Origin of the sequence: Grimontia sp. AD028, assembly GCF_000973155.1 — a bacterium.
GTDB lineage: Bacteria > Pseudomonadota > Gammaproteobacteria > Enterobacterales > Vibrionaceae > Enterovibrio > Enterovibrio indicus.
The window spans coordinates 1-25884 of record NZ_LASY01000047.1 but is presented as its reverse complement, the minus strand read 5'-3'; the positions used below and the strand labels follow the sequence as shown (position 1 = coordinate 25884).

Annotated in this window: 23 protein-coding genes and 1 pseudogene; 14 read left to right on the top strand and 10 right to left on the bottom strand. The window is 49.1% G+C overall.

Annotation, left to right across the window (positions count from 1 at the left end):
• The first annotated feature begins 196 nt into the window (after positions 1-196).
• Positions 197-1096, top strand: coding sequence for a LysR family transcriptional regulator (locus RN22_RS11125; RefSeq protein ID WP_046304331.1), 900 nt, complete (start codon positions 197-199; stop codon positions 1094-1096).
• A gap of 50 nt (positions 1097-1146) precedes the next feature.
• Positions 1147-2211, top strand: a complete 1065-nt coding sequence (locus tag RN22_RS11120) for an AraC family transcriptional regulator (protein WP_046304328.1) — start codon at positions 1147-1149, stop codon at positions 2209-2211.
• 12 nt (positions 2212-2223) lie between these two features.
• On the opposite strand, the gene RN22_RS11115 is transcribed toward RN22_RS11120, so the two are convergent.
• Together RN22_RS11115 and RN22_RS11110 are read right to left on the bottom strand one after the other, a co-directional pair.
• Positions 2224-3237: an alpha/beta fold hydrolase gene (locus RN22_RS11115; protein ID WP_046304327.1), complete on the bottom strand. Its 1014-nt coding sequence runs from the start codon at positions 3235-3237 to the stop codon at positions 2224-2226.
• 122 nt (positions 3238-3359) lie between these two features.
• Positions 3360-4250, bottom strand: a complete 891-nt coding sequence (locus tag RN22_RS11110; RefSeq protein ID WP_046304326.1) for a LysR substrate-binding domain-containing protein — start codon at positions 4248-4250, stop codon at positions 3360-3362.
• 195 nt (positions 4251-4445) lie between these two features.
• Here RN22_RS11110 and nagE point away from each other — a divergent pair, with 195 nt between their 5' ends.
• On the top strand, positions 4446-5903 hold the full coding sequence (nagE, locus tag RN22_RS11105) for an N-acetylglucosamine-specific PTS transporter subunit IIBC (RefSeq protein WP_046304325.1): 1458 nt from the start codon (positions 4446-4448) through the stop codon (positions 5901-5903).
• A gap of 93 nt (positions 5904-5996) precedes the next feature.
• On the opposite strand, the gene RN22_RS11100 is transcribed toward nagE, so the two are convergent.
• Entirely contained in the window at positions 5997-6602 is a 606-nt protein-coding gene (locus tag RN22_RS11100) for a response regulator transcription factor (RefSeq protein ID WP_046304324.1), read from the bottom strand.
• The gene (locus RN22_RS11095; protein WP_231590884.1) at positions 6603-8447 is read right to left on the bottom strand and encodes a sensor histidine kinase; all 1845 of its coding nucleotides are present in this window, start codon (positions 8445-8447) and stop codon (positions 6603-6605) included.
• Between the two features lie 272 nt (positions 8448-8719).
• On the opposite strand from RN22_RS11095, the gene RN22_RS11090 reads away from it, so the two are divergent.
• From RN22_RS11090 to RN22_RS11055, 8 genes are all read left to right on the top strand, one after another.
• Entirely contained in the window at positions 8720-9709 is a 990-nt protein-coding gene (locus RN22_RS11090; RefSeq protein WP_046304323.1) for a sulfurtransferase, read from the top strand.
• A gap of 85 nt (positions 9710-9794) precedes the next feature.
• Complete coding sequence (locus RN22_RS11085; RefSeq protein ID WP_046304322.1) at positions 9795-11591, top strand: FAD-dependent oxidoreductase; 1797 nt, start codon at positions 9795-9797, stop codon at positions 11589-11591.
• The gene (locus tag RN22_RS11080) at positions 11588-12358 is read left to right on the top strand and encodes a (Fe-S)-binding protein (RefSeq protein WP_002538535.1); all 771 of its coding nucleotides are present in this window, start codon (positions 11588-11590) and stop codon (positions 12356-12358) included. Before RN22_RS11085 ends, RN22_RS11080 begins: the two co-directional genes overlap by 4 nt.
• A 211-nt stretch (positions 12359-12569) precedes the next feature.
• Positions 12570-13247 carry a TVP38/TMEM64 family protein gene (locus tag RN22_RS11075; RefSeq protein WP_002538533.1) on the top strand — a complete coding sequence of 226 codons (678 nt, stop codon included), beginning with the start codon at positions 12570-12572 and terminating at the stop codon, positions 13245-13247.
• 103 nt (positions 13248-13350) lie between these two features.
• Positions 13351-14499 carry an ABC transporter substrate-binding protein gene (locus tag RN22_RS11070; RefSeq protein ID WP_046304321.1) on the top strand — a complete coding sequence of 383 codons (1149 nt, stop codon included), beginning with the start codon at positions 13351-13353 and terminating at the stop codon, positions 14497-14499.
• 5 nt (positions 14500-14504) lie between these two features.
• Positions 14505-16208, top strand: a complete 1704-nt coding sequence (locus RN22_RS11065) for an ABC transporter permease (protein WP_046304329.1) — start codon at positions 14505-14507, stop codon at positions 16206-16208.
• Positions 16174-16836, top strand: coding sequence for an ATP-binding cassette domain-containing protein (locus RN22_RS11060; RefSeq protein ID WP_046304320.1), 663 nt, complete (start codon positions 16174-16176; stop codon positions 16834-16836). Before RN22_RS11065 ends, RN22_RS11060 begins: the two co-directional genes overlap by 35 nt.
• Entirely contained in the window at positions 16829-17446 is a 618-nt protein-coding gene (locus tag RN22_RS11055) for a CDP-alcohol phosphatidyltransferase family protein (RefSeq protein ID WP_046304319.1), read from the top strand. Before RN22_RS11060 ends, RN22_RS11055 begins: the two co-directional genes overlap by 8 nt.
• A 39-nt stretch (positions 17447-17485) precedes the next feature.
• Here the strand turns inward: RN22_RS11055 and RN22_RS11050 are convergent, their stop codons facing one another.
• Positions 17486-18148 (bottom strand): peptidoglycan-binding domain-containing protein, encoded by a 663-nt coding sequence (locus tag RN22_RS11050; protein ID WP_046304318.1) that lies wholly within the window; start codon positions 18146-18148, stop codon positions 17486-17488.
• 365 nt (positions 18149-18513) lie between these two features.
• On the opposite strand from RN22_RS11050, the gene RN22_RS11045 reads away from it, so the two are divergent.
• The 3 genes from RN22_RS11045 (at position 18514) to RN22_RS11035 (ending at position 22484) form a co-directional block, all read left to right on the top strand.
• A complete protein-coding gene (locus RN22_RS11045) occupies positions 18514-18810 on the top strand; it encodes a PTS fructose transporter subunit IIB (protein ID WP_002538525.1) in 297 nt (98 codons plus the stop codon).
• 5 nt (positions 18811-18815) lie between these two features.
• Complete coding sequence (ptsP, locus tag RN22_RS11040; RefSeq protein ID WP_046304317.1) at positions 18816-21296, top strand: phosphoenolpyruvate--protein phosphotransferase; 2481 nt, start codon at positions 18816-18818, stop codon at positions 21294-21296.
• Between the two features lie 225 nt (positions 21297-21521).
• Positions 21522-22484: an alpha/beta fold hydrolase gene (locus tag RN22_RS11035; protein ID WP_046304316.1), complete on the top strand. Its 963-nt coding sequence runs from the start codon at positions 21522-21524 to the stop codon at positions 22482-22484.
• Between the two features lie 367 nt (positions 22485-22851).
• Here RN22_RS11035 and RN22_RS11030 read toward each other — a convergent pair whose 3' ends face one another.
• The 5 genes and pseudogenes from RN22_RS11030 to RN22_RS11010 form a co-directional block, all read right to left on the bottom strand.
• The gene (locus RN22_RS11030; RefSeq protein ID WP_046304315.1) at positions 22852-23571 is read right to left on the bottom strand and encodes a YwqG family protein; all 720 of its coding nucleotides are present in this window, start codon (positions 23569-23571) and stop codon (positions 22852-22854) included.
• A 145-nt stretch (positions 23572-23716) separates the two neighbouring features.
• Complete coding sequence (locus RN22_RS11025) at positions 23717-24022, bottom strand: DUF6678 family protein (RefSeq protein WP_046304314.1); 306 nt, start codon at positions 24020-24022, stop codon at positions 23717-23719.
• Positions 24023-24141: 119 nt separating this feature from the next.
• Complete coding sequence (locus RN22_RS11020) at positions 24142-24588, bottom strand: hypothetical protein (RefSeq protein WP_046304313.1); 447 nt, start codon at positions 24586-24588, stop codon at positions 24142-24144.
• Positions 24589-24724: 136 nt separating this feature from the next.
• Positions 24725-25174, bottom strand: coding sequence for a hypothetical protein (locus tag RN22_RS11015; RefSeq protein ID WP_046304312.1), 450 nt, complete (start codon positions 25172-25174; stop codon positions 24725-24727).
• Between the two features lie 279 nt (positions 25175-25453).
• Positions 25454-25672, bottom strand: a pseudogene (locus tag RN22_RS11010) (helix-turn-helix transcriptional regulator); the annotation flags it as partial.
• Positions 25673-25884 lie beyond the last annotated feature (212 nt).

Below are 25884 nucleotides of genomic sequence, written 5' to 3'. Positions count from 1 at the left end.
CCCTAAGCGTTTTATGCTTTGTTGAGGTGTATTTGCTTAGAATGACTAGGCGGCACACACCTCGCCGCGCCTAAAACGCTTATGGCTAGAACGAAATTTAACCACCAAAGGTCAACAGCCCCTAGAACGTGGTCGTTTACTTTCTCTAAGAAAAGGAAATAATGGTCTTAATTGTTTCTCAGAGTGAGTGAATGCTGTGCGCGCGGATGATCTGATTCTCTTTTCCCAAGTGGTTGAGCTGGGCAGCTTCAGTAAAGCTGCCGAACAAAACAGCCTGACAAACTCCGTTGTCAGTAAACGTGTTGCGCGTTTAGAAGAAGAATTAGGCGTTCAGCTTCTCTACCGCACGACTCGTAAGCTCACACTGACAGAAGCGGGAAAAGCTCTCTTGCAGGGAGCGAAAAACGTCAAACAGGCTACCCAAGAAGCGGTTGATTCTGTTGTGGGGTTTGGCGAAACCATCACGGGGCATATCAAAATGTCGGTGCCAACCATTTCCGGTGATTTGCTACTGGCAGATGCAGTAGCAGAGTTCTGTTACCAAAACCCTGGCCTGACGGTTGATATGTCGCTCGACAACAAATTCGTTGACCTGATAGAAGGTGGCTATGACCTGGTTATCCGCACGGGTTATCTCGAAGACTCGAGCCTGATTGCCCGCCATTTCCTTGATTCCCAATGGATAGTTTGTGCTTCGCCGCAATACATTGCCCAACACGGAAAACCCGCCACACCGGAAGCATTGGTCGACCACAATTGCCTGCAATACGCGTATCAAACCACTGGGGCGTCGGACTGGGAATTCAAGGCGAGTAAAGGTAACTACATCGTCAAAGTGTCTGGCAGTTTTTCCACTGATAATGCTACTGCACTTCGCAAAGCCGCATTGGGCGGTTATGGTATTGCGTACGTGCCGCGCTGTTTGGTTTATCATGATCTGTTGGAAGGTACGCTGATTGATATTCTTCCTGAGCAAGTGGGTAAGAAGCTTGGCATCTATGCCGTGTATCCGTTTACCCGACAGCCTCCGACCAAGGTGAAGGCGTTGATCGAACATATCCGCAACCGGTATCTGGACATCGCGCATTACTTCTAAGTGACGAACGATTCCCTCTCATTGTGACGAGCTGAATTTAAAGGACAAAAATGCTCTCTATCCCATTGCCATTTGTGGCGTCGTTGATGTTGATTTTCGGTGCGGCGATCATTTTCAATCGCTCATATTACCAGTCAAAACGTGCTTTCTGGTTTCTGATCCTGTGTGCTGCTGCAACTGCGGTCGTGGGTTTGAGGTGGACGACGGATATTAGTTTCTTCCGCACAATCCAGCCCATGTTAGGCGCGTGCCTTCCTGTTGTGGCATGGTGGTGTTTCTCTCAAGCACACTCGAACAAGCCTCTCAGTAACGTTCACTGGATTGGTCCTGGGTTGGTGGCATTGTTCTCTGCCAGTTATCCATATCTATGGTTGGGGCTAACAGATGTATTGCTGGTGATTTTGTACCTAGTCTATGGTGTGTGGTTACTGTCTCTTTCTTTCAGCACCGCAGACAAGGTAAGGCTCAGCGACACAAATCAGACAAGTTACTCCGAAAGAGTTGCGGGTGCACTGTTACTGTTTTCTGCATTCATTGATGGGGCAATCTCCTATGACTTTGTCGCGTTTGGTGCTGAGCACACAGGCTTCATTCTGACGTTCAGCTATCTAATACTGATACCTGTCATGGGTATGCTGGTGGTGATTGTTGACGGAAGTGTGCCTTCCCAAGAGCAAGTTCCCGAAGGAGAAGTGTTTGAGGCGAATGACGCTGAGTTGGCTCTCAATGACCTAAATTCTGAAGTGGATCACGAACCTGGACCCATCACTGACGAGAATGATGAGGCGCAATCGGTTGTCGCGAAATTGGATGAGATGATGGAGCAAAGGGAGCTGTTTAAAGACCCTGATCTGACGTTAAATAAGCTGGCAAGGAAACTGGGTATTCCGGGGAGAAAAATCTCTTCATCGGTGAATCAGGTTTGTGGGGAGAATATCTCCCGCGCAATCAACCGCTATCGGATTGAGCACGCCAAGTCCTTGCTGAAAAACAGCGACTTGGCGATCACTGAGATCTATCTTGCTGCGGGCTTTCAGACTAAATCTAATTTCAACCGAGAGTTTTTGCGAATCACCGAAAAAACGCCCAGCGAATTTCGAAGCGGCACCGTTTGATTTCTGTATGAGTTACTCAAGAAACCAAAGGATATCCTCCAACATGTCGGCATGCAGTGCTTCGCGCCGGGTGCCGAATCCATCCTTACAGATAATGCCATCGCCTTTGTGTTCCTGTTCCAGCAGGTCGATAGCACCTGTCTTACATCGCTGCATGAAACTGAAATGGGTGGCTTCCTCATACACCTTGTAGTGTCTCGTCGACAAAGGTAAATGTTCAGCCAAATAGCCTGACTCCATAGCTTGTGGCAAATCGCCTATGTCGATTCCTGCAGCGAGAATGAGCGTCGGTGTTAGCGTTTCAGTCATACTCTGAACAGAAAATCCGCGCGCTAAACCCAAGTCCAAACTGACGACACGTTTGATACGTGTATCTTTAAGCGAGTTGGTTTCCGGCTCCTTTGGCTGAGTCTTATCAAGCCCCAGTTCTTTTGCCAGTCCGCACGTTCTTGGATTAAAAATGAGCTGGCATTGTTTTTTCAATTCGTTTCTATCCATTTCAACGCCAGCCAACTGCATCACCGTCCATCCCCCCAAAGAGTGGCCGATAGCGGAAATGTTGTTCGCGTCCAAAGCGTTACTCCACTTTGAGTCAGCCAGTAGAAAACTCAGCAAGCGGGAAACATCTCTTGGTCTTTGCCACCATTGCGCGGCTTGAGATGGAGCTTGGTCAAAAGTTGTTGTACCGGGGTGATCAGTGGCGGCCACCACGTAACCACGTTTAGCAAGCTTAGTCGCCAGCCAATTGAGATTTCGCCAGCTTCCACGATAGCCATGAGATAGCAAAACAACAGGCGCTTTTCTCGCATCTAGCGTTGCTGCTTTGATCACTTCAGTACCAACAAAAGCGGGATTTTCGGCAATCACGGTTTTTGGTGACGTTTGAAATGTTGGGTACCAGATGGAAACATTCAGTGGTCTTGATGCGTCATCATCAAGCGAGAATTGCTCAAACCCAATATTCGCTGCAAAGGCAGAATTTAGGACGAACGTTAATAGGATAACGAGTAAATAAATGGGTTTCACCTTGTGGCTCCTTAAACAATGAAATTGGAGCCAGTATGTGCTGAGACCAGTGTTGGTGCGTCCTAGAACACGATCGAGGACGTACTCGATCGTGATTTTATTCCTAATATATGAGCTTCTTGTTAGTTCGTTTGATTAATTTGACCAGTCACCCAATTGATAAACGTCCGTACTTTGGGTCTTTTCTCTGAGCCAAGCGGGCAGAGCAGATCATGGGTTTTGTGGGTCTCCATTCCGGGATAAGGAGAAACCAGTTCACCACTTTCCAGTGCGTCTTTGACGAACCGGTAGCGACCCATTGCGACCCCCAATCCTTTTCTTGCGCTGAACACAGCCATGTCTTGATGTGTGAAAACGCTACAGTGCCGGGTGATGTCGATATCCACTTTGTGGTGCTTTGCCCATCGTGACCAGACTGTCGATGTGGCGGCGTAGAGGAAATTCACTCGGGAAAGGGAGTTCATTCCATCCTCAAAGAGATGGTTCTCTTTGGCGTATGTCGGTGTGCAGACAGGAACATAACGCTCATCAAACATTTTGATGCGGTAGACATCGGGTCTTTCTGATGCACCGTAGTAAAGCGCGACATCAATATTGTTGGTCTCGAAGTCCAGTTCGAGCTCTTGCGTCATCACCTTCAAATTGAATTTAGGATACTTGGCTTTGAAATCTGCCAGCCTTGGAATAAGCCATTCGTAGGCAATGCCGGGTGAAGTAGCGATGGTCAAATCGCCGCTCAGTTCTGTATGCCGAATATCGTCAATTTCGCTGAAAATGTTGTTCAGTGAGCTCGCCAGTGTGCCCTGAAACCGTCTCCCTTCCTCTGTCAGCGTCAGCTTTCGCGTACCGCGAACAAACAAATTGAACCCCAGTTCCTGCTCCAACACCTTGATGCGATGGCTGACAGCGCCTTGCGTTAAGTGCAGAAGCTTTGCCGCTTCGGTAAAGCTCAAGGTTCTTGCAGCGACATTGAAGGTATGGAGATTGCCAAGCAGAGATTGAAGGTTCGCCATTGTTCTTCTTCTATCGCTCTTATGCATTAAAAATATTAATTCATGATGGCGTCGGATTGGTTTGTTTGCAAGCGGGTTTAATCGTCAAATAGGCCTAAAGCACTGATTGTGATGCAGCGAAAACAAGCCAATAACGACAGCATCACAACCTTGCGGGGGATTAAGAATTTTATTGAATAAAGCTTGGGGGCTTAGATGAATATCTTGGGATATATGCAAAAAGTCGGTAAGGCATTGATGGTACCCGTTGCCACTCTGCCTGCCGCAGCAATTTTAATGGGTGTCGGGTACTGGATTGATCCGGTGGGTTGGGGTTCAGAAAGTGTCATGGCGGCGCTGTTAATCAAATCCGGCGGCGCAATCATCGACAATATGGCTGTGCTGTTCGCCATCGGTGTCGCGTTCGGATTAAGTAAAGACAAAAACGGCGCGGCAGCCATGGCGGGCTTTATCTGCTTTATGGTTGTTACGACGCTTCTTTCTCCTGGCGCAGTAAGCCAATTGATGGGAGTAACAGCCAGTGAAGTGCCGGATGCCTTCGGTAAGATCAATAACCAGTTCATTGGTATTTTGGTCGGTATCATCTCCGCGGAGATCTACAACCGCTACCACACGGTTGAACTGCCAAAAGCACTCGCGTTTTTCAGCGGTAAACGTTTGGTCCCTATCCTGACCTCGATTGCAGGTATGGCGATTGCGTTTGTACTGCTCTATGTCTGGCCTATGGTTTACAACGCACTGGTTGTTTTCGGTAACCATCTTGTCGCACTGGATGCATTGGGTGCGGGCCTATTCGGCTTCTTTAACCGCCTGACCTTGACTATTGGCATGCACCACGCGCTTTACCCAGTGTTCTGGTTTGATGTGGTCGGCATTAACGATATCCCTAACTTTCTGGGTGGCGCGCAGTCTATTGCTGACGGCACGGCGATCCCTGGTAAAACCGGTATGTATCAAGCGGGCTTCTTCCCCATCATGATGTTCGGTCTACCGGCAGCAGCTTTGGCGATGTACCACTGTGCTGATGCAGAAAACAAAGGTGCGACATTCTCTATCATGATTGCAGCAGCCATGGCGTCATTCTTCACGGGCATCACAGAGCCGCTAGAGTTCAGCTTCATGTTCCTGGCACCGGCACTTTACTTCATTCACGCTGTGCTGACGGGTATCTCGCTCTACATCGCAGCAAGCATGGAATGGATGGCAGGATTTGGTTTCTCTGCAGGTTTCGTAGACTTCGTGCTCTCTAGCCAGAACCCACTTGCAACCCAGTGGTACATGTTGATTGCTCAAGGTCTGGTGTTCTTCGCGGTGTACTACTTCACCTTCCGCTTTGCGATTCTGAAGTTCAACCTGAAAACGCCAGGTCGTGGAGAAGGTGCTTCTAAAGAAGAAACGAAAGAAGAAATTGGCCAACTGACTAACGACTACATTGCAGCGATTGGCGGTGCAGAGAATATTCTGGAAGTCGACAACTGTGTGACCCGTCTTCGCCTGACAGTGAAAGACTCTGGACTGGCAGACAGTGAGAAACTGAAGCAACTTGGCGCGGCAGGTGTGATTCCAATCGGTAAAGGTGGCCTACAAGTGGTCGTCGGATTGGGCAAAGTCGACAAAGTTGCCGAGCAGATGAAAGTCGCGCTCGCAAATTAATACGAATCAAACGGCATTTAAATGCCAATAGGTTCCCCCTGAAGTGCAGTTTCGCATTCCCCCGCGATTCTGCACTTCGCCTTTTGTGGTGGCCTAGATTTTCCCTTGCTGAATCAGCGTGCTTAACCGCAGCACTAAATCTGCCACGTTGCTTGCCTCAAACTTCTTCATCATGTTCGCGCGGTGAACTTCAATGGTGCGCAGCGAAACACACAGAGTCTTCGACATTTGCTGGTTGGTCTGGCCTTTCAGCACTTCTTTCAGTACTTCTTTTTCACGCTCAGTCAGGCTGTTGTATTTCTTTTCGACACAGACATGACCAACACGCTGGAAAGAGTGGGCGAGGGCTTTTTCAATCGCCGCCACTAAGCGATCACCGTCGACCGGTTTTTGGAAGAAATCGACCGCACCGTCTTTGAGTGCATCCACTGCCATGGGCACATCGCCATGACCTGTCAGGAAGATGATAGAGAGTGGGCTTTGTGCGTCGTTGAGGATCTGCTGTAGCTCCTGACCGCGCATTTCTGGCATTCGGCTATCCAGCACGATGCAACCCGGCTCTGAAATATCGACGCTTTCCATAAACGCAGGACCAGAGGCGAAATCTTTCAGCACCAAGCCATAGCTTTCCAACATAAAGACCAGTGACTCGCGGACTGCATCTTCATCATCAACAATAAATACCGGGCCTTTGTTCATTTATTCTTGTTCTCGTTTGATTGGCAGCACCACAGTGACTTCACAGCCAACCGGGCGTGCAGCCTGAATAATAAAATGTCCGCGATGGGCTTCGACGACTTCACGGCAGATAGGTAAACCAAGGCCCAAACCATCTTCTTTGGTGGTATAGAAAGGTTTCTTCACTTCGGTCTCGCTTGCCGCAAGGCCAATGCCGTTATCCTGAACCCGGATAACTACCTCATGGGTGCCATACAAAAGCTCGATAGTGACGGTGGGTGAGATTTCGTAATCCAGACTGGCCATACAGGCATCTTTGGCGTTTTTCAGCAGATTGATCATCACTTGCTGCATGCCAATGACATCGAACTCGCCTTGGAGCGGCTCGCCTTCAACGATCAGGTTTAGCGCAATTTTTTGCGCCTGAAAGTCGTATTCAATCAGCGATATCGATTCTTTAATAAAGAAGATCGGATCGCAGGTGACATAGTCTGTCGGTGTCTGTTTTATCAAGCCACGCAAGCGCTGGATGATGCCACTAGCGACGGTCACCTGTTGTTCTATTTTCCCAAGAAAAGGTGACATTTCATCCGGTGTCATGCCTTGGGCAATGCGGCGCTGCAAACCCTCGGAGTAGTTTTTGATGGTCGAAAGCGGCTGGTTAATCTCATGCGCAATGCTGCTGCCAAGCTCGCTGACAATCATGGTTCGCTGGGCATGCTCCAATTGCTCATTTCTCTCTTTGAGTTCGTAGAGGGTCTTCTTTAGGTCGTCCTTACTACGCTTGAAGCGATATTCCAACCAGAAGTGATAGATGTTCATCAGCATGAAAACGACGAAGGTGGCGAAGGCGAGTACCTGATTGCGATCCAGCCATTTCATGAATCCTTCCTGCCAGGTGCGTTGTAAGGGGTGCATGTCGAGTTGGTGCAGTACATGGTCGACTTTGACCGGGCTTGCTGGGAGCGTCCAGCCGACATTACCCGCAGCCTCTGCGGCGTAAGCACTTTCATGCATCGAAAGCAGTGATTGGGTAACTAACTTGCCGATGCTGTTAGAAGCGCGGTCGGTTTTGGCAAAGGTCCAATTCGGATAGAGCGGGGTGGTCACCGTACAAATCGAGTCATTCGGACGCTTGCCTTCAAGTACTCGCACTTTATGCCGCTCAATGCGTCCTTCCTTAATCATGCTTTCCAGCGTACAGGCGGGCAGCACTGCGACATCCAAATCGTTATCAATCACACTCAGCAAAATGTTATCTGTTGGTGGGCCATAGAATTTCACCCGCTTAAAGAAGCTACTTCCAAACACATTGCGTTTTTCAATTTCGTAGCGGAGCGCCAGAAAGCCGCCAAACGCTTTTTCGGAAACGGCACCCACGCGCGCATATTCAATGTCGCGAAGAGCAAGGTAGGGCGAGTCGCTACGCACAACAGCAACAGAAGCAATGGAGTGGGTAAGGTTACTGCTGTATGGAGTCTTCTGGGTGGCGAGCCAGTTCAGCGGATATTGCCGCGCAATACGCGTGGCCTGTCCCGGACTGGTCAGCAGGAAATCCAATTGATTGTGCTCGAAGGCTTCATCCAACTCTTCAAAGTCATAGGTATGAAGGGTGAACTCGGTATTCGGAATGGTGTCTTCCAGCCAATCCAACGTTGGCCGCCAGGATTGCTCAGCATGCTGATCGCCACGAAGTGCTAACACACCGACATCATAATGTTGAAGAACGCCGGCTTGTGCAGGACAAACGCAAAGGCAGCACATACTAACGATATAAAGGAATGCAGCTTTGATACCCAGCAGGGGAGTCAAACGTTGTAGGTAACCGGGCAAGTGAGTGGCACACGTCGGGAATGATAGTGGCACGCATTTTACCTTATAAAACCCTATTAATAATGTTGCTTTAGATCAAATATTTCGCACTATTGTGGTAAACCACAATATCCGCCATTCCCCCATTCACACACAATCCGTGCTACTGGCCCGGAGCGGTCAACCCAAAGCATTTTGAGCGCGATGCTGGCAGTAAGATTGGCACTTAAAACGAATCATAAAGCCGAGTATTCAGCATCCCGTTATTGATTTCCTTTTGCCCCTGAGAAGGCAGAAAAATTTTTAATAATCTTGGGAATTTCACGATGAAAAAATCGACAGTTGCAATCGGCGTTGTCGCTGCTGTTCTGGCAGCAGGTTATGTCGGCTACACCAGCATGTTCGGTGCAGAAGCGGTTCAGGTAAGTGCTGAAGTGTTGGATCAGAAGTTTGCTGAGTACGCCAACCCAGAAGCGTTCGTTTCTGCGCAGGAAGTGAAGCAGATGATGGATCGCGATCTGGATGTGGTTGTGATCGGCGCGCTGAACCCAATGAAGCCAGATGCACCTATCGAAGGTTCATTCTCAATGTGGCGTCCTGATTACTCTGCAGCGAAAGACGCGTATGAGTTTGACGGCATGCGCAACTCTGTCGAAGAAATGGAATCCCTGCTGAGCAGCTACGGTGCAACACCTGAAACCACCATTGTGGTTTACGCTGCGAACTCTCACCACGATGCAGCCCGCCTGTTCTGGCAAATCAAAAACCTGGGTCATGAAAACGTTCGCTATCTGGATGGCGGCCTGAATGCGTGGATTGGCGAAGGTTTCCCAACAGGCAATGCAAACCCAACGGTGACTGCATCTCAGTACAAAGCCCCTGCGCCACAAAGCGAAGAGTCGGCACTGGCAACGTTGGATATGGTTCTGGCAGCGCAAAACACCGCTGACTGGGTGATTCTGGATACCCGCGGCACCGCGGAATTTGATGGCAGCACCACAGTATCTGGCGCGTTTGGCCCGGGCACTATCCCTGGCAGTGTTCACATCAACTGGACCAAAGCGCTGAACGACGACACCACGCTGAAATCTGCAGAAGAACTGCAAGCCCTTTACGGCGACGTGATTAAAGGCAAGAAAGTGATTGCCTACTGTCAATCAGGCGTTCGTTCTGCACACACCATGATGGTTCTGGAAGAAGTTCTGGGTGCACAAGACGTCTACAACTACGACGGTTCTTGGATTGAGTACAGCTACGCGCACTACGAACAAAATCGTGCGGACATTCCAGTGCAAAGCGGTGCGAAGAAAAGCTAATCAATGAACTTACTCAGGCGCACTTGAGCACTGCGCCTGAGTAGGTACTGCCAAAAGAATTACATATACCGGAATCATAACAACAATGAACAATGTCATTTTTAGTCAAAAGCTCTACGACGCGGCACAACGCGTAGTAGACGGCTGTATGGGTGATGCAGACCCAGCATGCCAAACTGCATGTCCTATGCACACTGACGTTAAGCAGTACGTGCGTCTGGCGGGCGAAGGCAAGTATCAAGAAGCACTGGACGTGATCCGCGGCAAACTGTTCCTGCCACAAACGCTGGGTCGCATCTGTGCGCACCCGTGTGAGCAGGCATGTCGTCGTCAGACTGAATACGGTCAGGGCATCAGCGTGGCGGGTATCAAACGCTTCGTTGCAGAAAAAATGGATAACAAAGAGAACTGGGATCTGGCGGTTCTGAATCCAACTGGCAAGAAAATCGCGATCATCGGTGCTGGCCCTGCGGGTGCACAGGCGGCAATTGAACTTCGCCGCAAAGGTCACGAGGTCACTATCTTCGAAAAAATGGACGTGTACGGCGGCATGATGCGTGTAGGTATTCCTGAGTACCGTCTGCCACGCCATGTTATCGATTTCGAATACAGCTACCTGGATATGCTGGGCATCGAAACCAAGTTCGGTGTGGAAATTGGCAAAGACATTTCGTTTGAAGTACTGCGCAACACTCACGATGCAGTGGTTCTGGCACATGGTGCGCACGTGGGTTCTATCATCCCGCTGCCTGGTCACCAGTCTGAAGGCGTATTCTCTGCGGTTGAATACCTGAAAGAAATCTCTGAAACCCGTGCATTCCCCCGCGCAGGCAAACGAGTGATGGTGATCGGCGGTGGTGACGTAGCGATGGACTGTGCACGTTCATCATGGCGTATCGGTGCTGATGAAGTTTACCAGTGCTCTCTGGAAGCGATGGAAAAACTGCCAGCAAGCCATGTTGAAATCGAAGAGTCGCTGGAAGAAGGCGTAGTCTTCAACGCTGGCTGGGGCCCAATCTCTATCGAAGAGAAAGACGGTAAAGTGACCTCAATTACTCTGCGTCGCGTGCTGTCTATCTTCGATGAAAACGGCAACTTCGCACCAAGCTACAGCGATGAAACCCGCACTATCGAAGTCGACACTGTGGTATTCGCAACCGGTCAGCTGGTGGCAGACATCACTGACGGCGCGCTGGAAACCACCCGTGGCGGTCGCTACGTGGTCGACAAAGACACGCTGGCAACGTCGATGGAAGGTGTTTACGTCGCAGGTGATGCGGCTGGCGGTAACATCGTGATTGAAGCGATGGCACTGGGCCGTAAAGCAGCCATGAGCATCGAGCGTCAGTTCGCGGGTCGTCCTTTGGAAGAAGGCCGCGATTTCCAGGAAGAGTACAGCTACAAGTCTCGTTTGGACATCCCACTGCCTAAAGGCACTACCGACGTTCCTCGTCTGCACGGTGAACTGCGTGATGCCGAAGTGCGCAAGCGCGATTTCGCACAGGTTGACCTTGGTTTTACCCAAGAGCAAATCAAGCAGGAATCAAGCCGCTGTCTGCAGTGTACCTGCAAGCTGTGTATGAGCGAGTGCATCATGATGAACGACTTCGGCGACTGTCCGAAGACCCTGTTCAGTGACTTCGTCAACAACAAAGAGATGGACCCACTGCTGGCGTACTCCTGTAACGCCTGTGACCAGTGCACCATCGTTTGTCCTAAAGATTACCCAATGAAGGATATCTTCCTTGGCGCCCGAGTTGACTTCGTTAACGCGAACAACGGCGAATCGCCAATGAAAGGCCACAAGGCAATCAACATGCACCAGAAGCTGGGCTTCTCGAAATTCTTCACAATGGCTAAACGCGCGGTAACCACAAAATGACCAATAAAGTATTCATGCCAGGATGCAGCCTGCCATCCTACTCGCCAGAAGGTGTCGCGGCGATTGCACAACACCTGAAAAACGTGTTCCCGGAAATGGGTGCAGTTCAGAAATGTTGTGGTAAGCCAACTGCTGCGATTGGTCAGGCAGACAAATTCAAAGAGCGTTACGGCCAGCTGCAAGCTGACTTTGACAAGCTACAAGCAGACGAAGTGATCGTGGCGTGCCAAAGCTGCTACGGCATGATCAAGAAATCGGGTGGTACGCAAAAGCCAGTTTCACTGTGGAAATTGCTGCCAAAAATCGGTCTGCCAAAAGAGCTGGTGGGCAAAGCAAAAGACAGCGATGTGGTCTTCACCATTCACGACTCTTGCTCAACCCGCTACGAGAAAGAACTGCAAGACGGTATCCGTTGGATTCTTAACGAGCTGGGCTACAAAACCGCTGAGCCAGAACACACCCGCGAAAATACGCGCTGCTGTGGCTTCGGTGGCATGGTTGTACCGGCTAACCCTGACGTGGCAACCCGTGTGGTTCAGCGTCGTGTTGATGAGTTTGAAACTGACCACGTGGTGGTTTACTGCGCAGCATGTCGTGCATCCATGATGGGTGTGGGCGCGAAATCTTGGCACATTCTGGATCTGATGTTTGGTCCGGTAGTGATGCAAGACACTGCACCACCAGTGAACGTACTGGCTAACCCTGCAAAAGCTTGGTTCAACCGCTACAAGTCAAAAGCTGGCCTGATTAAGTGCATGTCAGTGTGAATTAAGAAGCCGCCGGGTGTTGAGTGATACGCAGTTGTCTCCTGCAGTTTCGCCCGGCGAGTTTCTTGCCTTAAGAAGTCGTTCGGTGTGCTTTTAGGATGCGTTTGGGCCTAACGGGAGCCCTCGTATCAGGCAAACAAAAAGCGCACATTCAAGGCCGAACGCCTTCTTCAGGGAAAAGCAAAATTCTTTATTTTTCGGGTAAATACTCATGAAATTTCTAAAAATCGGTCTGATCGTTGCGGTTATCGCCGCTGTTCTGTTTGCAGCGAAACAAAGCGGCATTCTGGAAATCATCACTGACATTCAAAGCCTGCAAGCTTGGATCGCAAGCTTCGGCGCAATGGGTTACGTGGTATTCCTGATTGCTTACGTTTTCGCCTGTATCTTCATGCTGCCAGGCAGTGCGTTCACCATCGTTGCGGGTATCGTCTTTGGCCCGGTTCAAGGCGGTATTCTGGCACTGGTTGCTGCAACCGTAGGTGCGTCTGCAGCGTTTGTTGTTGCTCGCTTCCTGCTGCGTGGCACCATCATGAAAAAGTTTGGTACCAACCCAATCTTCAAGAAAATTGACGACGGTGTTGCGCAAAACGGTACCAGCTTCCTGATCCTGACGCGTCTGGTTCCTGTGTTCCCATTCAGCCTGCAAAACTACGCATACGGCCTGACTGGTCTGAGCCTGAGCACTTTCGCACTGGTTTCAATGATCACTATGGCACCTGGCGCTTTCATCTTCGCTTACATGGCGGGTGACATCGCGACTAACGGCGTGTCGGCAATGCTGCTGGTGAAATTCGCGGTTGCGGGTCTGGTGCTGTTCGGCATGTCTCTGATCCCGAAATACATCGCGAAGAAAAAAGGCATCGATATGGCGGAACTGTCTAAATAAGCTTGCGCTGGATTTGAAAGTGAATATTGTATCGTCCCTTGCTGCGCGTAAGGGGCGATTTTCGTCTTTTTAACGCCCTAGAAATTTATAAAAACGAAGTAGTATGAAAAACCTTTTCACCGCGCTTATTTTAGCGGTCACCTCTTTCTCTGTGTCTGCGACGGGCACCGAAAACTGGCAGCAGATTAAAGCCGAGGCTGCCGGACAACATGTTTACTTCCACGCCTGGGGCGGTAATCAGGAAATTAACCGTTATCTGGGTTGGGCAAAAAAAGAGCTTAAGCGCCGTTACGATGTCACGCTTCATCACGTCAAAGTGACGGACATTACCGAAACCACCACCCGCCTGATTGCAGAAAAAGCGGCAGGCAAAGCGCAGGGTGGCAGCGTTGATATGCTCTGGATCAACGGCGAAAACTTCAAATCCCTCAAAGATAACCAACTGCTGTTTGGCCCGTTTGTCGAAGACTTACCAAGCTGGCAGTACGTGGATCAGTCACTGCCTGTGACCGTGGATTTTTCCGAGCCGACAGAAGGGCTGGAAGCGCCATGGGGCATGGGGCAACTGGTGTTTATCTATGACGAGGAAGAACTTTCATCTCCTCCGCGCTCTTACGCAGACATGCTGAAATATGCGCAGGCAAACCCAAACCGACTGACTTACCCACGACCACCGGAATTTCACGGCACCAGCTTTTTGAAGTCTTTGCTGATTGAGCTGACATCGAACGATCCGCGTCTGCAAAAGTCAGCCTCTGACACAGATTATGCAGCTGTGACCAAACCGCTTTGGGACTATCTGGATGCGTTCCATCAAGTGGCTTGGCGTGGCGGCAAGCAATTCCCGGCCGGCACAGCCGAAACGCTGCAATTGCTGGATGATGGTCAAATCGATTTGGGCATCACTTTCAACCCAAACGCGGTTTACGCTGCCCATGCCACGGGTAACCTTGCGGAAAGCACTAAAGCTTATGCAATGGACTTCGGCGCGCTGTCGAATATTCATTATCTGGCGGTGCCATGGAACGGCAATGCAAAGGCTGGGGCGTTAGTGGTCATTAACTTTTTGATGTGTCCTGAAGCGCAATCCCGCAAAGGCAATATCGATATTTGGGGTGACCCATCGGTGTTGAAAACCGAATTCCTTTCTGGTTCGGCGAAAGAACACAAACCATTCAAATCCGTGCCAGAAACCCACCCAAGCTGGCAAAGTGCCATCGAAAAAGAGTGGCTACAACGCTACGGAAGTTAGGTGTGATGTTACGCGCGAGCTATCTGTTCATTCTTCTTATCTGCGTCCTGCCGACCCTGTTTGGGTTGGCGGGTGTTGCTGTCTCTTCAGTGGGCTACATTCCGCCGCTCGACATGCACCTCGTCTCGCTGAACGGATTTTCCAAAGTGTTCGCTTGGGAAGGCGTTTGGCGTTCGATTGGCATGACGGTCTATTCCGGATTAGCGAGCACGTATCTGGCGTGTTTGCTGACATTTACCATTCTGCAGGCAACCTGGGGAACTAGGTTCTGGCGTAAGGTCGAGGTCTCCCTTTCTCCTTTGCTGGCTGTACCGCATGTGGCCTTTGCCATTGGCTTTGCCTTCCTGTTTGCCCCAACGGGGATGGGAATGCGTTTGCTGGATGTGGTTGGCATTAGCGCTGATCCAAATGCGTCTGATCTCGCGCTGCTGATCAAAGACCCGCACGCGCTGGGTTTAATCCTGGTGCTGGCATTGAAAGAGGTGCCGTTCCTGCTGCTGATGAGTATTTCCATTCTCCAGCAGGTGAAAGTGAACAGAGTGGAAAAAGTCGCCGCTTCACTGGGGTATTCGCGTGCGGAAGCCTGGTGGAAATGCGTGTTCCCGCAGTGGCTGTCCAAGCTGCGTTTTCCGCTGCTGGCGGTGATGGCTTATGGTTTGTCAGTGGTGGATGTGGCATTGATCATCGGCCCGACCAACCCTCCAACCTTTGCGGTGTTGGTGTGGCAATGGTTTAACGATCCTGACTTAGCGCTGCTACCGCGCGCGTCGGCAGGCGCTGTGGTGTTGCTGGCGATCTCCCTTGTGCTTATTGGTGTTGCGCGTCTGATTGAATGGGCGGTCACCCAAGGCTTCAAGCAATGGCAATATGCTGGGCGTACAGGCTTCGCGTTACCGGGTAAAACGCTGTTTGTGGGGATGCTGACACTCTCGATTTCGATGATCCCGCTGATGCTAATCTGGAGCGTGGCGCAGCGCTGGCGCTTCCCGGATTTATTACCAAGCCGATACAGTCTGCGCTTCTGGGAATATGAGTGGGATGCCATTCTTGGCTCGATTGAGCAGAGCATCGTCATCGCGCTGATCTCCGCCACGTTGGCTTTGGTGATGGCGTTACTGGCGCACGAATACCGCCTGCGTCACCGCATTCAGGTGCCGGGTTACATCATTGCTGTGCCAATGCTGGTGCCGCAGCTTTCCATCCTGTTTGGCATGCAGGTTGCCACACTTTACGTGAATGGCGACGCACACTTTTTCTGGGTCTGCTGGGCGCATCTGTTCTTTGCTTTCCCGTATGTTTATCTTTCGCTGGACGGCCCTTGGCGCAGCTATGACGAGCGTTTAACCCGCGCGGCGTTGAGTCTGGGTAAATCGCCACTCCGCGTCTGGCTTAAAGTGAAAATGCCCATCCTGTTGCCCGCGATTCTGTTCGCTTGGGCAATTGGTATCAGCGTCAGTCTGGCGCAATATCTGCCGACACTGGTGCTGGGGGCAGGACGCATTACCACATTGACCACGGAAGCGGTGGCGCTTTCCAGCGGCTTCGATCGTCGTGTTACGGCGATTTACGCTATTTGGCAGGCATTGCTGCCGTTCCTGTTCTTCTCGCTGGCGATCCTGACAAGCCGTTTGCAGTTAACGCTTCGCCGCAAACCAATCAAAGAGTTGTTTCACAATGAGCTTATGTCTCGAAAACCTCGCCATTCGTAAATCCTCTGGCGAGGTGCTGTTTTCATCGCTGAACATGTGTGTAGAAAAGGGCGATGTGCTGTGCCTGATGGGACCGAGCGGTTGCGGTAAATCCACGTTGTTGGATGCAGTTGCAGGTCACCTGTCAGATGAATTTGAATATTCCGGCTGCATCAAACTGAATGGCATCAAGCTTGATGGCATGGCGGCGCACAAGCGCGAAGTCGGCATTCTGTTTCAGGATGACTTACTGTTTCCGCACCTGTCTGTTTGGGAAAATCTGGCGTTTGCTTTGCCGGATACCATTAAAGGTGCGGAACGCAAAGAACGTGCGATGCTGGCGTTGAAGAATATCTCGCTGGCACAGCTGGCGAACTCTTTTCCAGATCAGATCTCCGGCGGCCAACGCGCCCGTGTCAGTCTGACCCGAATGTTGCTGGCCAAACCTAAAGTGGCGCTTTTGGATGAGCCTTTCAGCAAGCTGGATAAAACCTTGCGCAGCCAGTTCCGCGATTGGGTGGTTGAGCAGCTGAAAGAAGCCCATATTCCCGCGTTGATGGTGACGCATGATCTCGAAGATATTCCTCAAGGCAGTCAGCTTCTAAACTGGCCTTGGCATGCTGCACAACAGGAGCGTCAACATGCTTGATAGTTTTGGTATTAAAGTGGTGAAGCGTCCGCTGGCGATGTTTGCTGAGATGGTCGATGAGATGGGCGTTTATGCCAATCAGGTGACTTTGGCAGGCTTTTGCATCGGATTTCTGGCTTTGCCAGCGTTGGCGATGCAGCAATACGAACTGGCGCTGATTTTCATCATGATCAACCGAATGATGGATGGATTGGATGGCGCGTTGGCGCGGATTCAGGGCATTACTGACGCTGGTGGTTTTTTGGATATCAGCCTCGATTTCCTGTTCTACTCGCTGGTGCCATTCGGTTTTATTCTCGCGAACCCAGACGTGAATGCGGTGGCGGGCGCTTTCCTGATTTTCTCTTTCGTCGGCACGGGAAGCAGCTTTCTGGCGTTCGCGATCATGGCGAGCAAGCAGGGGATTGATGACCCGGTTTACAGCAACAAATCACTGTATTACATGACAGGATTGACCGAAGGTTCAGAGACGATTCTTTGCTTTATGCTGATGTGTCTATTCCCTGCACATTTCGTGACGATTGCCTGTGTGTTTGGCGCCATGTGTTGGTTTACCACTGGCTCGCGCATTTACAACGGCTATCAAACACTTGCGAAGCAAATTCGCTGAGTTTGCAAGTCGCCCAACGACATGTTGGGCGATTTCACTTTAAGCCAGCAATTCCTCCCACGTTCTTCGGCCAACCGTGCCGTCGTCAATCAGTCCTTTCTTTCGCTGAAATGAAATTACTGCCGCTTTGGTGAGTTGGCCAAAATGACCGTCGATGGTGAGGTCTATTTGCAGCTTTTCATTAAGTAGCGCTTGAAGGTGAGCAACAGCGGCACCTTTGGCGGTGAGTTCAAGAATGGGCTGCTCAACCCGCTGCGGTTCGCTGGCGGGTGCGTTTTTTCTGTCACCTGATTCGGTTAATCCCAACACGGTTTTATAGTCAAACGCCGGGCAGGTTTTGGCGGAAACTTCACAGTGTCCGTGGAAGGTGAGTTGGTTTTCATAGGCTTTGTCGATTTCCCGACAAAGTGCGATGAGTCTGTCGAACTGGGCTTTGGTGAATTTTTCCTGCTTTAAACCATGCAGGCAAATCGCTATCGAACCGGTATTGTGGCCTTGTTGTGCGGCGGGTACCTCTTCCAGTGAGCGGCCAGCCTCCAACTCGCCACTCTTTCGGATGAAATAGTGATAGCCCACATCCCGCCATCCTCTTTCAAGATGCCATCTCCGCATGGTTTCAATGTTGTCGTGTGCCTCTGAATCGCTGGCACTGCAATGCAAAAACACCCTATCGACAGGGCGCTTGGGTTTGGAAAAGTCCATGGTGATACCTATGTCGTTGATTATCGCCACGTCCTTGTTGAATTATTTTCTTCCTGATGCGGCCGTCGTAACGCCGCTATACACCAAGTATCGTAACGATTAGCGATGGAAGGGATATCACAGATGCGACTTGATGAGCGATTGCTAATGCTGAAGCCGAAAAATTGCTGAGTGCGGAAGAACGGAATCAATGTCGCTTTTTTCCAGAACGGGCCAAGAAGCTGCCGGACTTTTCGGCTTGGTGATGCATTTCACACATCGATTCGCATGCGACTTTTGTCCAGTAAATGTTAGTTATTTCATCTGTTTGAACGGGATCGAAAGGCATAGCATGAGGGCATCCGAATAAAACAAAAAGCCATGCTATGAAAGTTGTTGCCATCACTGCCTGCCACACAGGTATCGCCCATTGCTACATGGCTGCCGACCGACTGGTTGAAGCGGCACGCACCCTGAATATTCAAATAAAAGTCGAAACCCAGGGCGCGATGGGCATCGAAAACAAAATCTCCGAACGCGAGTTTGATTCCGCGGATCACATCTTGTTGGCTACCGAAATTACTCCTTCTGAAAGCGACCGCTATGCCGGGAAGACGCTGACCATCACCTCGGTGCAGGAAGCCATCAATCACCCTATTGCCCTTTTGAAAAAATTTAAGTGAACAAAATGAAAAAAGAAGTCGCATTTACCTGTGAGCTGCCAAACGGCATTCATGCCCGCCCTGCAAATCATCTTGAAGCAGTGTGTAACCAGTTCAAAAGCACCATTACGTTGAAAAACCTGCGCAACAATAACGAAGGTTCAGCGAAAAGCGTTCTGTCGTTAGTGGGTACTGACACGCTACTCAATGACCCATGCTCCATGCTGATTGAAGGCGAAGACGCAGAAGCTGCGTTTGACGTGCTGGCGAAATACCTTCACAACGAATTCCCGCACTGCGACGAAGAGCTGGTGGTAATGGATGAAGGCGAGGTGACGCTGCCACAATCTCTGATGCGTCATCACCCGACACTGGTGAATGCGAAACGTCTGTCGGCAGGTATTGGCAAGGGCAAACTGATTCGCTATAGCGAAGTGGAACTGTCATTGTTCGAAAGTGCGGTATCAGCAATGACGTTTGAGCACGCGAAAACTCTGGTGACGGAGAAGCTTTTGGATCAGGCTGAAAGCGCATCTGGTCAGGAAAAAGCGATCATCGAAGCGCACCTGAGTATTCTGAAAGACGAAGCGCTGAACCACTCTGTGATGACGTTCGTTGAGCAAGGTGAAACGCTGGCGAAGGCGATTATTCTTGCGGTAGATGTGATTTGTGAAAGCCTGTTGCAATCAAGCTCTGACTACCTCAAAGAGCGTGTGTTGGATATCAAAGACATCGCACTTCAATTGCTGATCGCTGCCCACCCTGAGATGAATATCTCGACAGAATTTACGCTGACTGAGCCTTCGATTGTTATCGCAAATGACCTGACGCCAAGCCAGTTCCTGGGTCTGGATCGCGAGCACCTGAAAGGTCTTATCCTGACACAGGCAGGTTCTACTTCTCACACAATCATTCTTGCCCGCGCGTTTAATATTCCGGCGGTTTCCGGTGTGGCAGTGGCGGAATGTGCTGCGCAGGAAGGTGAATTGATTTATCTGGATGGCAGCTTGGGTGTGGTGGCTCTGGCTCCGTCCGAGCATGTAGCGACCTACTTTGAACGCGCCATCTGGCTCGCCGAGCAAATGGCAGCGAAAGAGGGGGCATTTACTCATCTTTCCGGTAAAACCCGAGACGGTAAAGAGATTGAAATCGCCGCGAACATTGCTTGTACCGTTGAAGCTGAGCCAGCTTTCGCCAAAGGCGCTGAAGGCATCGGCCTGTTCCGCACTGAAATGCTGTTTATGGACCGCGCGACGGCACCAGATGAAGACGAGCAATTCAACGCTTACAAAACAGTACTGGAAGCGGCAGAAGGCAAGCCAGTGATTATCCGCACCATGGACATCGGCGGCGACAAGCCTATCGAATACCTGAACCTGCCACATGAACATAACCCGTTCCTCGGTTATCGCGCCGTGCGTATCTATCCGCAATTTATCAGCCTGTTCCACACCCAAATCCGCGCCATTTTGCGTGCTGCACTTTTTGGCAAAACCAAGGTGATGATCCCGATGATCCAAAGCATCGAAGAGATCCGTTGGGTGAAAGCGCAGATCAACGCAGTCAAAGCGCAAATGGAACAAGACGGTGTGGCTTATGGTGAGTTCGAACTTGGCATCATGGTCGAAATTCCGTCTGTCGCCTTCATCATGGATCAGTTCTGCAAGGAAGTAGATTTCTTCAGCATTGGTTCTAACGACATGACCCAATACCTGCTTGCGGTTGACCGTGACAACGACAACGTCGCGAAACTCTACAACAGCCTGGCACCGTCGTTCCTGCGCCTGCTGGAAGCTGTGGTCAGTGGCGCACACGCGCGCAACAAATGGGTGGGCTTGTGTGGCGAATTAGGCGCTAACAAGAAAGTGTTGCCACTGTTGGTGGGTGCTGGGTTGGACGAGCTCAGCATGGCAGCGCCAAGCATTACGACCACCAAGGCGCAATTGAGCCAACTGGATGCCCAGCTTTGCCGTGAGCTATTTGTGCAAGCTTGTAACTGCGCGACTATCGAAGAAGTGGAGCATTTGCTGGAAGCGTTCAGTCGCTCTCAGGAAGACAAGCCACTGCTAGCCACCGAATGTGTGCTGTTGGATTGCGATTTCAACTCCAAGGAAGAAGCCATTCAAACACTGGTGGGTAACCTTGGCATTCAAAGCCGCACCAATTTGGTGGGAGAGTTGGAAGCTGATATCTGGGCGCGTGAAGAAGTTTTCACTACGGGCCTGGGTAATGGCTTTGCGATTCCGCATACCAAATCAGACAACATTGTTCATTCGTCGATTTCCATTGCCCGCCTGAACAAACCGGTGCGTTGGAGCGATGAAGAAGACGGTGAAGTAGAGTTTGTGATCATGCTGACTCTGAACAAAAACCAGGGCGACCAGCACATGCGCATCTTCTCTGGTCTTGCCCGCAAATTAATCCATGAAAATTTCAGAAACACCCTGAAAACGATGAATACGGAAGACGAAATGATCGCCTTCCTGACGTCAGAGCTAGCATTATAAAAACAAAGTAAATCGAACACCCAATTAAACGGGTATCTATTCGCCGCTCCCTACGAGCGGCTTTTTTGTGTTGATAGGGTGGGGTAGTGTAGGAGATAGAATGTGACGATCAGAAGTTTCGGCAAGTAAACTTTTAGCGTCTTATGAATATACTGAGATAAAGAATGGGTGCCTAACACTGCGTTCAAGGCTCATGGTGCAGACCAAATTACTCAAGGATGAGAAATGAAGAAACTAAATCTGTTTGATAAGCTCAACGCTGCCTCACTGCTGCTGGTCTCTCCGGAATGGCCTAAAGTGAAAGCAGCTCAAAAGAGAGCGCAATCGTTTGAAAACCCTGTTGTCAATATACCGCTGGAAATACGAACTATTGCTGGGCGAAAAATTCGCTTGGCGGAAGCTGGTCCCGTTGACGCACCAACGATTGTTCTGCTCAGCCCATTTCCGGCTAGTATCCTCAATTTTGCCGGTTCTTGGGAATCGCTCACTGCCAATTTCAGAGTCATCGCAATAGATTTGCCCGGTTTTGGTGGCTCTGAAGGTGATCGTCATGATATGACGCCAACCGCACAAGGAAATCACCTTGCTGCAATCTTTGATGCTCTTGAACTGAACGACATTCACCTTGTCGCTCCTGATGTAGGAATGGCCTCTGCCCTTAGTTATGTGCTCGACCACGAACACAGATTAACCAGTATGGTGATAGGCCACAGTATTGGTAACCCCAACCCAGTAGAGCTTGGTTTTATGATCGGTATGCTGGCTAAGTTTGGTTTCATGCGAGCCACTAGCGCGCTGCTAGGTGCTGGTCCACTGATCGCGTATTCTGCCAAGATTGGGGCTGTGCGGCATCAAGCCAGCGCCGTTGAAATTGACGATTATAAGAGAGCCTATGCGGGTAGGGCGCCTGAAGTCATACATTGGTTTAAAGATTTTTACGCAAAGTCAGAAGCAATTGCGGCACGTCTAAGTGAAATTCAGATCCCAACATTAGTATTTTGGGGGGAATTAGATGTGCTATTTGATGTCAGTAATGCAGAACGCATCCATGCAGCATTACCGAATAGTAAACTACAAATTCTCCCCGAAGCAGGTCACTTTTCATGGGCAGATCAACCGCAAATGTTCGCCTCAATGATTGAGAGCTGGGTTGCTAATGAACATAAACAGATTGGTATCTCTGCTTGAGTTTCCTCAATTAACCCGTTGTTCTGCCGTAATAAGTGCCAGTCTTTCTGATACGGAAAACCATGAAGTTTGGCTGGTTGATGCTAACCAGTCTTGCCCCAATAGCCTGCAGCACTCAGCCAAACTTTAACTCCAAAGCAAATTACCAAGCTGGCAAGTTCTCCAGTTCAAGCGCATGGTTGGGAAAGGCGTACGCATTGTCAGCATGGACGACCGGCCATAGCCGATCGCAGGTGTGTAGGATATTGGCTAGCTGAATTTTGGACATTTCTTCATTATCATCTGCCATAGCTACCCCAATTTATAACGCCCGCAACAGAGGCGAGCCACGTAGTGGAGAGTCCTGTTGCGGGCGCTTGTTATATGCTTAGCCTGCATCTGTTTTTAAATTACTAAAATCTGAATTCTTAATTTTTTCTTTCTCGATGAAGATCATTAGTTTATCGCCATCATGCCAACACCATTCAAACTCATCATAAGAAGTAATTGTTAAGAGTGACATCCAATCTTCTGATGGAGTTGGATCATATGCAAGGGTGTAAAATGATGGATAACCTAGCATGTAATCCTCACAATAGTCTTCTAATTCCTGTAGATCGTATAATGCGTCAGTATCAAATGGCCAGTCTTGGCGCAAATCTTCATGCCTAGGAATTTCTATTCCACTAGTGAAAATTATCTTTTTTGAAAAAGAGCTTTTTGAAGGTTGATTATATAAAGTTAATTCGCTAGTGCTTGGGAAGAAATAACCTAAAACATATCCATCATCACCCCAAAAAATCTCACCATCTTGATCATAAGCATAAAAGAGTGATAATAATCCTGACTTTGGAAGTGTATTAGAGGCATCATTAATTTCGGAGAAGTTGATTTGCCCCAGAAATCTATATTCACCTTCCGCATGAGTCGGCCACTCAAAATCTTTGCTAACTAGAGGAATGCCACCAAATCTACTTTCATGGTTTTTGGCTTCATCAGCTGAAAAAGAAATGTCAAGACTAGGCTTGGTAATAGAGTCTAAATATTCTCTATGAGGAGATAACTCTTCATCAGAATTAATAAAATTTTCTAGTGTCTGAGGTTTCAAGATTTTCTCCCTTGCATATAACGTCGCAATAACGGGCGCTACCAAACCGCCCGAAACTGTTTTAGTCCTTTGTATTCACAACACTTTGAAAAACTGCCGCGTTGACAAAGCGTCCCTCGTTCATTGCCTTGTTATAGGAAATTTCTCAGAGATAATCGACCGAGCTAAAGTCTGAAACATACCCGTAGATCCTATATCCATCTTCAGTAACAGAGCCTGCCACATGGACATTTTTTAGAGCATTCAGAACTAGTGAACGTTGAGATTCGCCATCCACTTTGATTTCAACCCACTCAATATCTGAATAATTGTCGTCTGCAAAATGATAGCACCAGTCACCGTCCCAATTTGACTGATAGCCAGTTGAGAGAATTTTGACTTTCCACTGAGGACTAGCTGTGCCTAAACCAGACATTACTTTTCGAAGTTCTCGCCATTTGGTGTTGTTCATAACTGAGATCATGAAAACTGACTTACCTATAACGCCGTTAGCAGTTGCAGACAAAGTTGGCGGGCTTTTGGAACAAAAGCATGACAACTTTGGCTGTCGACTGCCTGACCTTGTTAGGGCTAATCCCACATTTCATCATCTTCTAGATACTCTAAAGTCGCCAGATCAAAATAAGCGCACACATTATTTATGGCCATAACCTTGTGTAATTCTACATCTCTAAACGATGACGATTGAAGACCTTTTCGTAACCAAGCTGCAACCTCAAGATCGGTGAGCTTTGAAATCTCATCGAGATGTTCTGAATCTGTGTAATCGCTAAGAATATCATCCAATAACGGATTCAATACCTTAGTCTGGGGAAACTCATGATCAGTTTCATTGGCATCATTAGTCATATAACTGAAATTCAGACTGTATCTATGGCCCAACGGAATCCATATTACGATCTTGTCTGCAGTTTCAGGGACACCATGTTCAAAAATCGAATTCAGCACAGACACGAGATTATCTAATTCAGAGTCCAGCTTTCTTCTGACAGAGTTTATGGCAGTGGAATATTCCATGTCGTATCGCGCCCTAACGTAGCAATAACGGGCGCTTATCAAACCACCCAAAACTGCTTTAATCCCTTGTATTCACGACACTTTGAAACGCTGCTGCATTGACAAAGCGTCCACGTTTATTGCCTTTGTTAGAGTTTTAGCCGAATAACTCATGCTCAATATAAAGATGGCCTTCTTTCAACTTAAGAATAAATGCTTTTTTACTAACCAAACCGTGATCAGGGTCTTTTGAGTTAGCTTTAAAAATATAAAGCGGGCAATCATCATCTCCATTTTGTAATATTTCAATATCACTGAGGCATTCCCATATATGTTCTGGACTACTACTGGATGAGCATGGCTGATAGAACGGCGATGAGTTAGACCAGTATTTTTTATGTATTTCAGCCTTCTTCTCTAGGTGAGGCTCTAGCTCATCGTGACTATAGTTAGGTGATGACATTATCTCTGCTTCAAGCCTTTCAACCTCAAGCATATCCTGAAAATAGCCATGTACGACACCACATACAGCCCGTTCTATTTGATCATATATTTCAGGGAGATTCTCAAGTCTCCTAATGATATTCAATGCATCGTTTATATCCATACTGACCTCTAACAACTTATTAGCGGGCATAAGGCCCGTTTAGTACAAAATCGAGACGCCCGATTAGTCCGCGTACACTTTAGAAACTTTATCATATAGCTTAGTAGAATCAGTGGATTAACTTATTGGCTTGTGGTCCAAAAATGAGAAATCGGGCGTCCCGTATTAAAAGCGTTCATATTTTTACTATATACATACTCCTGTGTTTTTATACAGAGGAAATGCATAAGAAAAATTCAGGCTTTGTGGGATGATTCGAGCACTCGGATGGTCGGAACGCTACACGGCCCCCAATCGATACTCACTCGGCGTTTTCCCTGTTTTCTGCTTAAACACCCGGCAAAAGTAATTGGTGTCTTTAAACCCGCAGCGGTGGGCGATCTCATCCACTTTAAAGTTGTACTTCTTGAGCATAAATTTGGCGCGGTCGAGTCGGACGTAGGTGACGTAATCGGCGTATTTCACTGAGCCTTCCTGATTGAACAGGCGGGAGACATGCGCAGTGAGAAAAACTTGGGACAGTCACTTTTAGAAAAAGACCCATTTATCAATTTCATACATCAGTGCGCTATTCTTCAAACCCACTCACTCAACATGCAATAGTGTGTTGGCTAAGATACTGTACGTTCATTCTTTAGTCCTATTCTCTTATCCGCTATGACCAAAGCTCGCACCGCTCAGATAAATGTAGATGCCACTCCATACTATCA

Coding starts and splice junctions, on each gene's coding strand:
- RN22_RS11120 (WP_046304328.1), top strand. CDS start 1,147: ATGCTCTCTATCCCATTGCCATTTGTGGCGTCGTTGATGTTGATTTTC.
- RN22_RS11110 (WP_046304326.1), bottom strand. CDS start 4,250: ATGGCGAACCTTCAATCTCTGCTTGGCAATCTCCATACCTTCAATGTC.
- nagE (WP_046304325.1), top strand. CDS start 4,446: ATGAATATCTTGGGATATATGCAAAAAGTCGGTAAGGCATTGATGGTA.
- RN22_RS11100 (WP_046304324.1), bottom strand. CDS start 6,602: ATGAACAAAGGCCCGGTATTTATTGTTGATGATGAAGATGCAGTCCGC.
- RN22_RS11090 (WP_046304323.1), top strand. CDS start 8,720: ATGAAAAAATCGACAGTTGCAATCGGCGTTGTCGCTGCTGTTCTGGCA.
- RN22_RS11085 (WP_046304322.1), top strand. CDS start 9,795: ATGAACAATGTCATTTTTAGTCAAAAGCTCTACGACGCGGCACAACGC.
- RN22_RS11080 (WP_002538535.1), top strand. CDS start 11,588: ATGACCAATAAAGTATTCATGCCAGGATGCAGCCTGCCATCCTACTCG.
- RN22_RS11075 (WP_002538533.1), top strand. CDS start 12,570: ATGAAATTTCTAAAAATCGGTCTGATCGTTGCGGTTATCGCCGCTGTT.
- RN22_RS11070 (WP_046304321.1), top strand. CDS start 13,351: ATGAAAAACCTTTTCACCGCGCTTATTTTAGCGGTCACCTCTTTCTCT.
- RN22_RS11065 (WP_046304329.1), top strand. CDS start 14,505: ATGTTACGCGCGAGCTATCTGTTCATTCTTCTTATCTGCGTCCTGCCG.
- RN22_RS11060 (WP_046304320.1), top strand. CDS start 16,174: ATGAGCTTATGTCTCGAAAACCTCGCCATTCGTAAATCCTCTGGCGAG.
- RN22_RS11055 (WP_046304319.1), top strand. CDS start 16,829: ATGCTTGATAGTTTTGGTATTAAAGTGGTGAAGCGTCCGCTGGCGATG.
- RN22_RS11050 (WP_046304318.1), bottom strand. CDS start 18,148: ATGGACTTTTCCAAACCCAAGCGCCCTGTCGATAGGGTGTTTTTGCAT.
- RN22_RS11045 (WP_002538525.1), top strand. CDS start 18,514: ATGAAAGTTGTTGCCATCACTGCCTGCCACACAGGTATCGCCCATTGC.
- ptsP (WP_046304317.1), top strand. CDS start 18,816: ATGAAAAAAGAAGTCGCATTTACCTGTGAGCTGCCAAACGGCATTCAT.
- RN22_RS11035 (WP_046304316.1), top strand. CDS start 21,522: ATGAAGAAACTAAATCTGTTTGATAAGCTCAACGCTGCCTCACTGCTG.
- RN22_RS11025 (WP_046304314.1), bottom strand. CDS start 24,022: ATGAACAACACCAAATGGCGAGAACTTCGAAAAGTAATGTCTGGTTTA.
- RN22_RS11020 (WP_046304313.1), bottom strand. CDS start 24,588: ATGGAATATTCCACTGCCATAAACTCTGTCAGAAGAAAGCTGGACTCT.
- RN22_RS11015 (WP_046304312.1), bottom strand. CDS start 25,174: ATGGATATAAACGATGCATTGAATATCATTAGGAGACTTGAGAATCTC.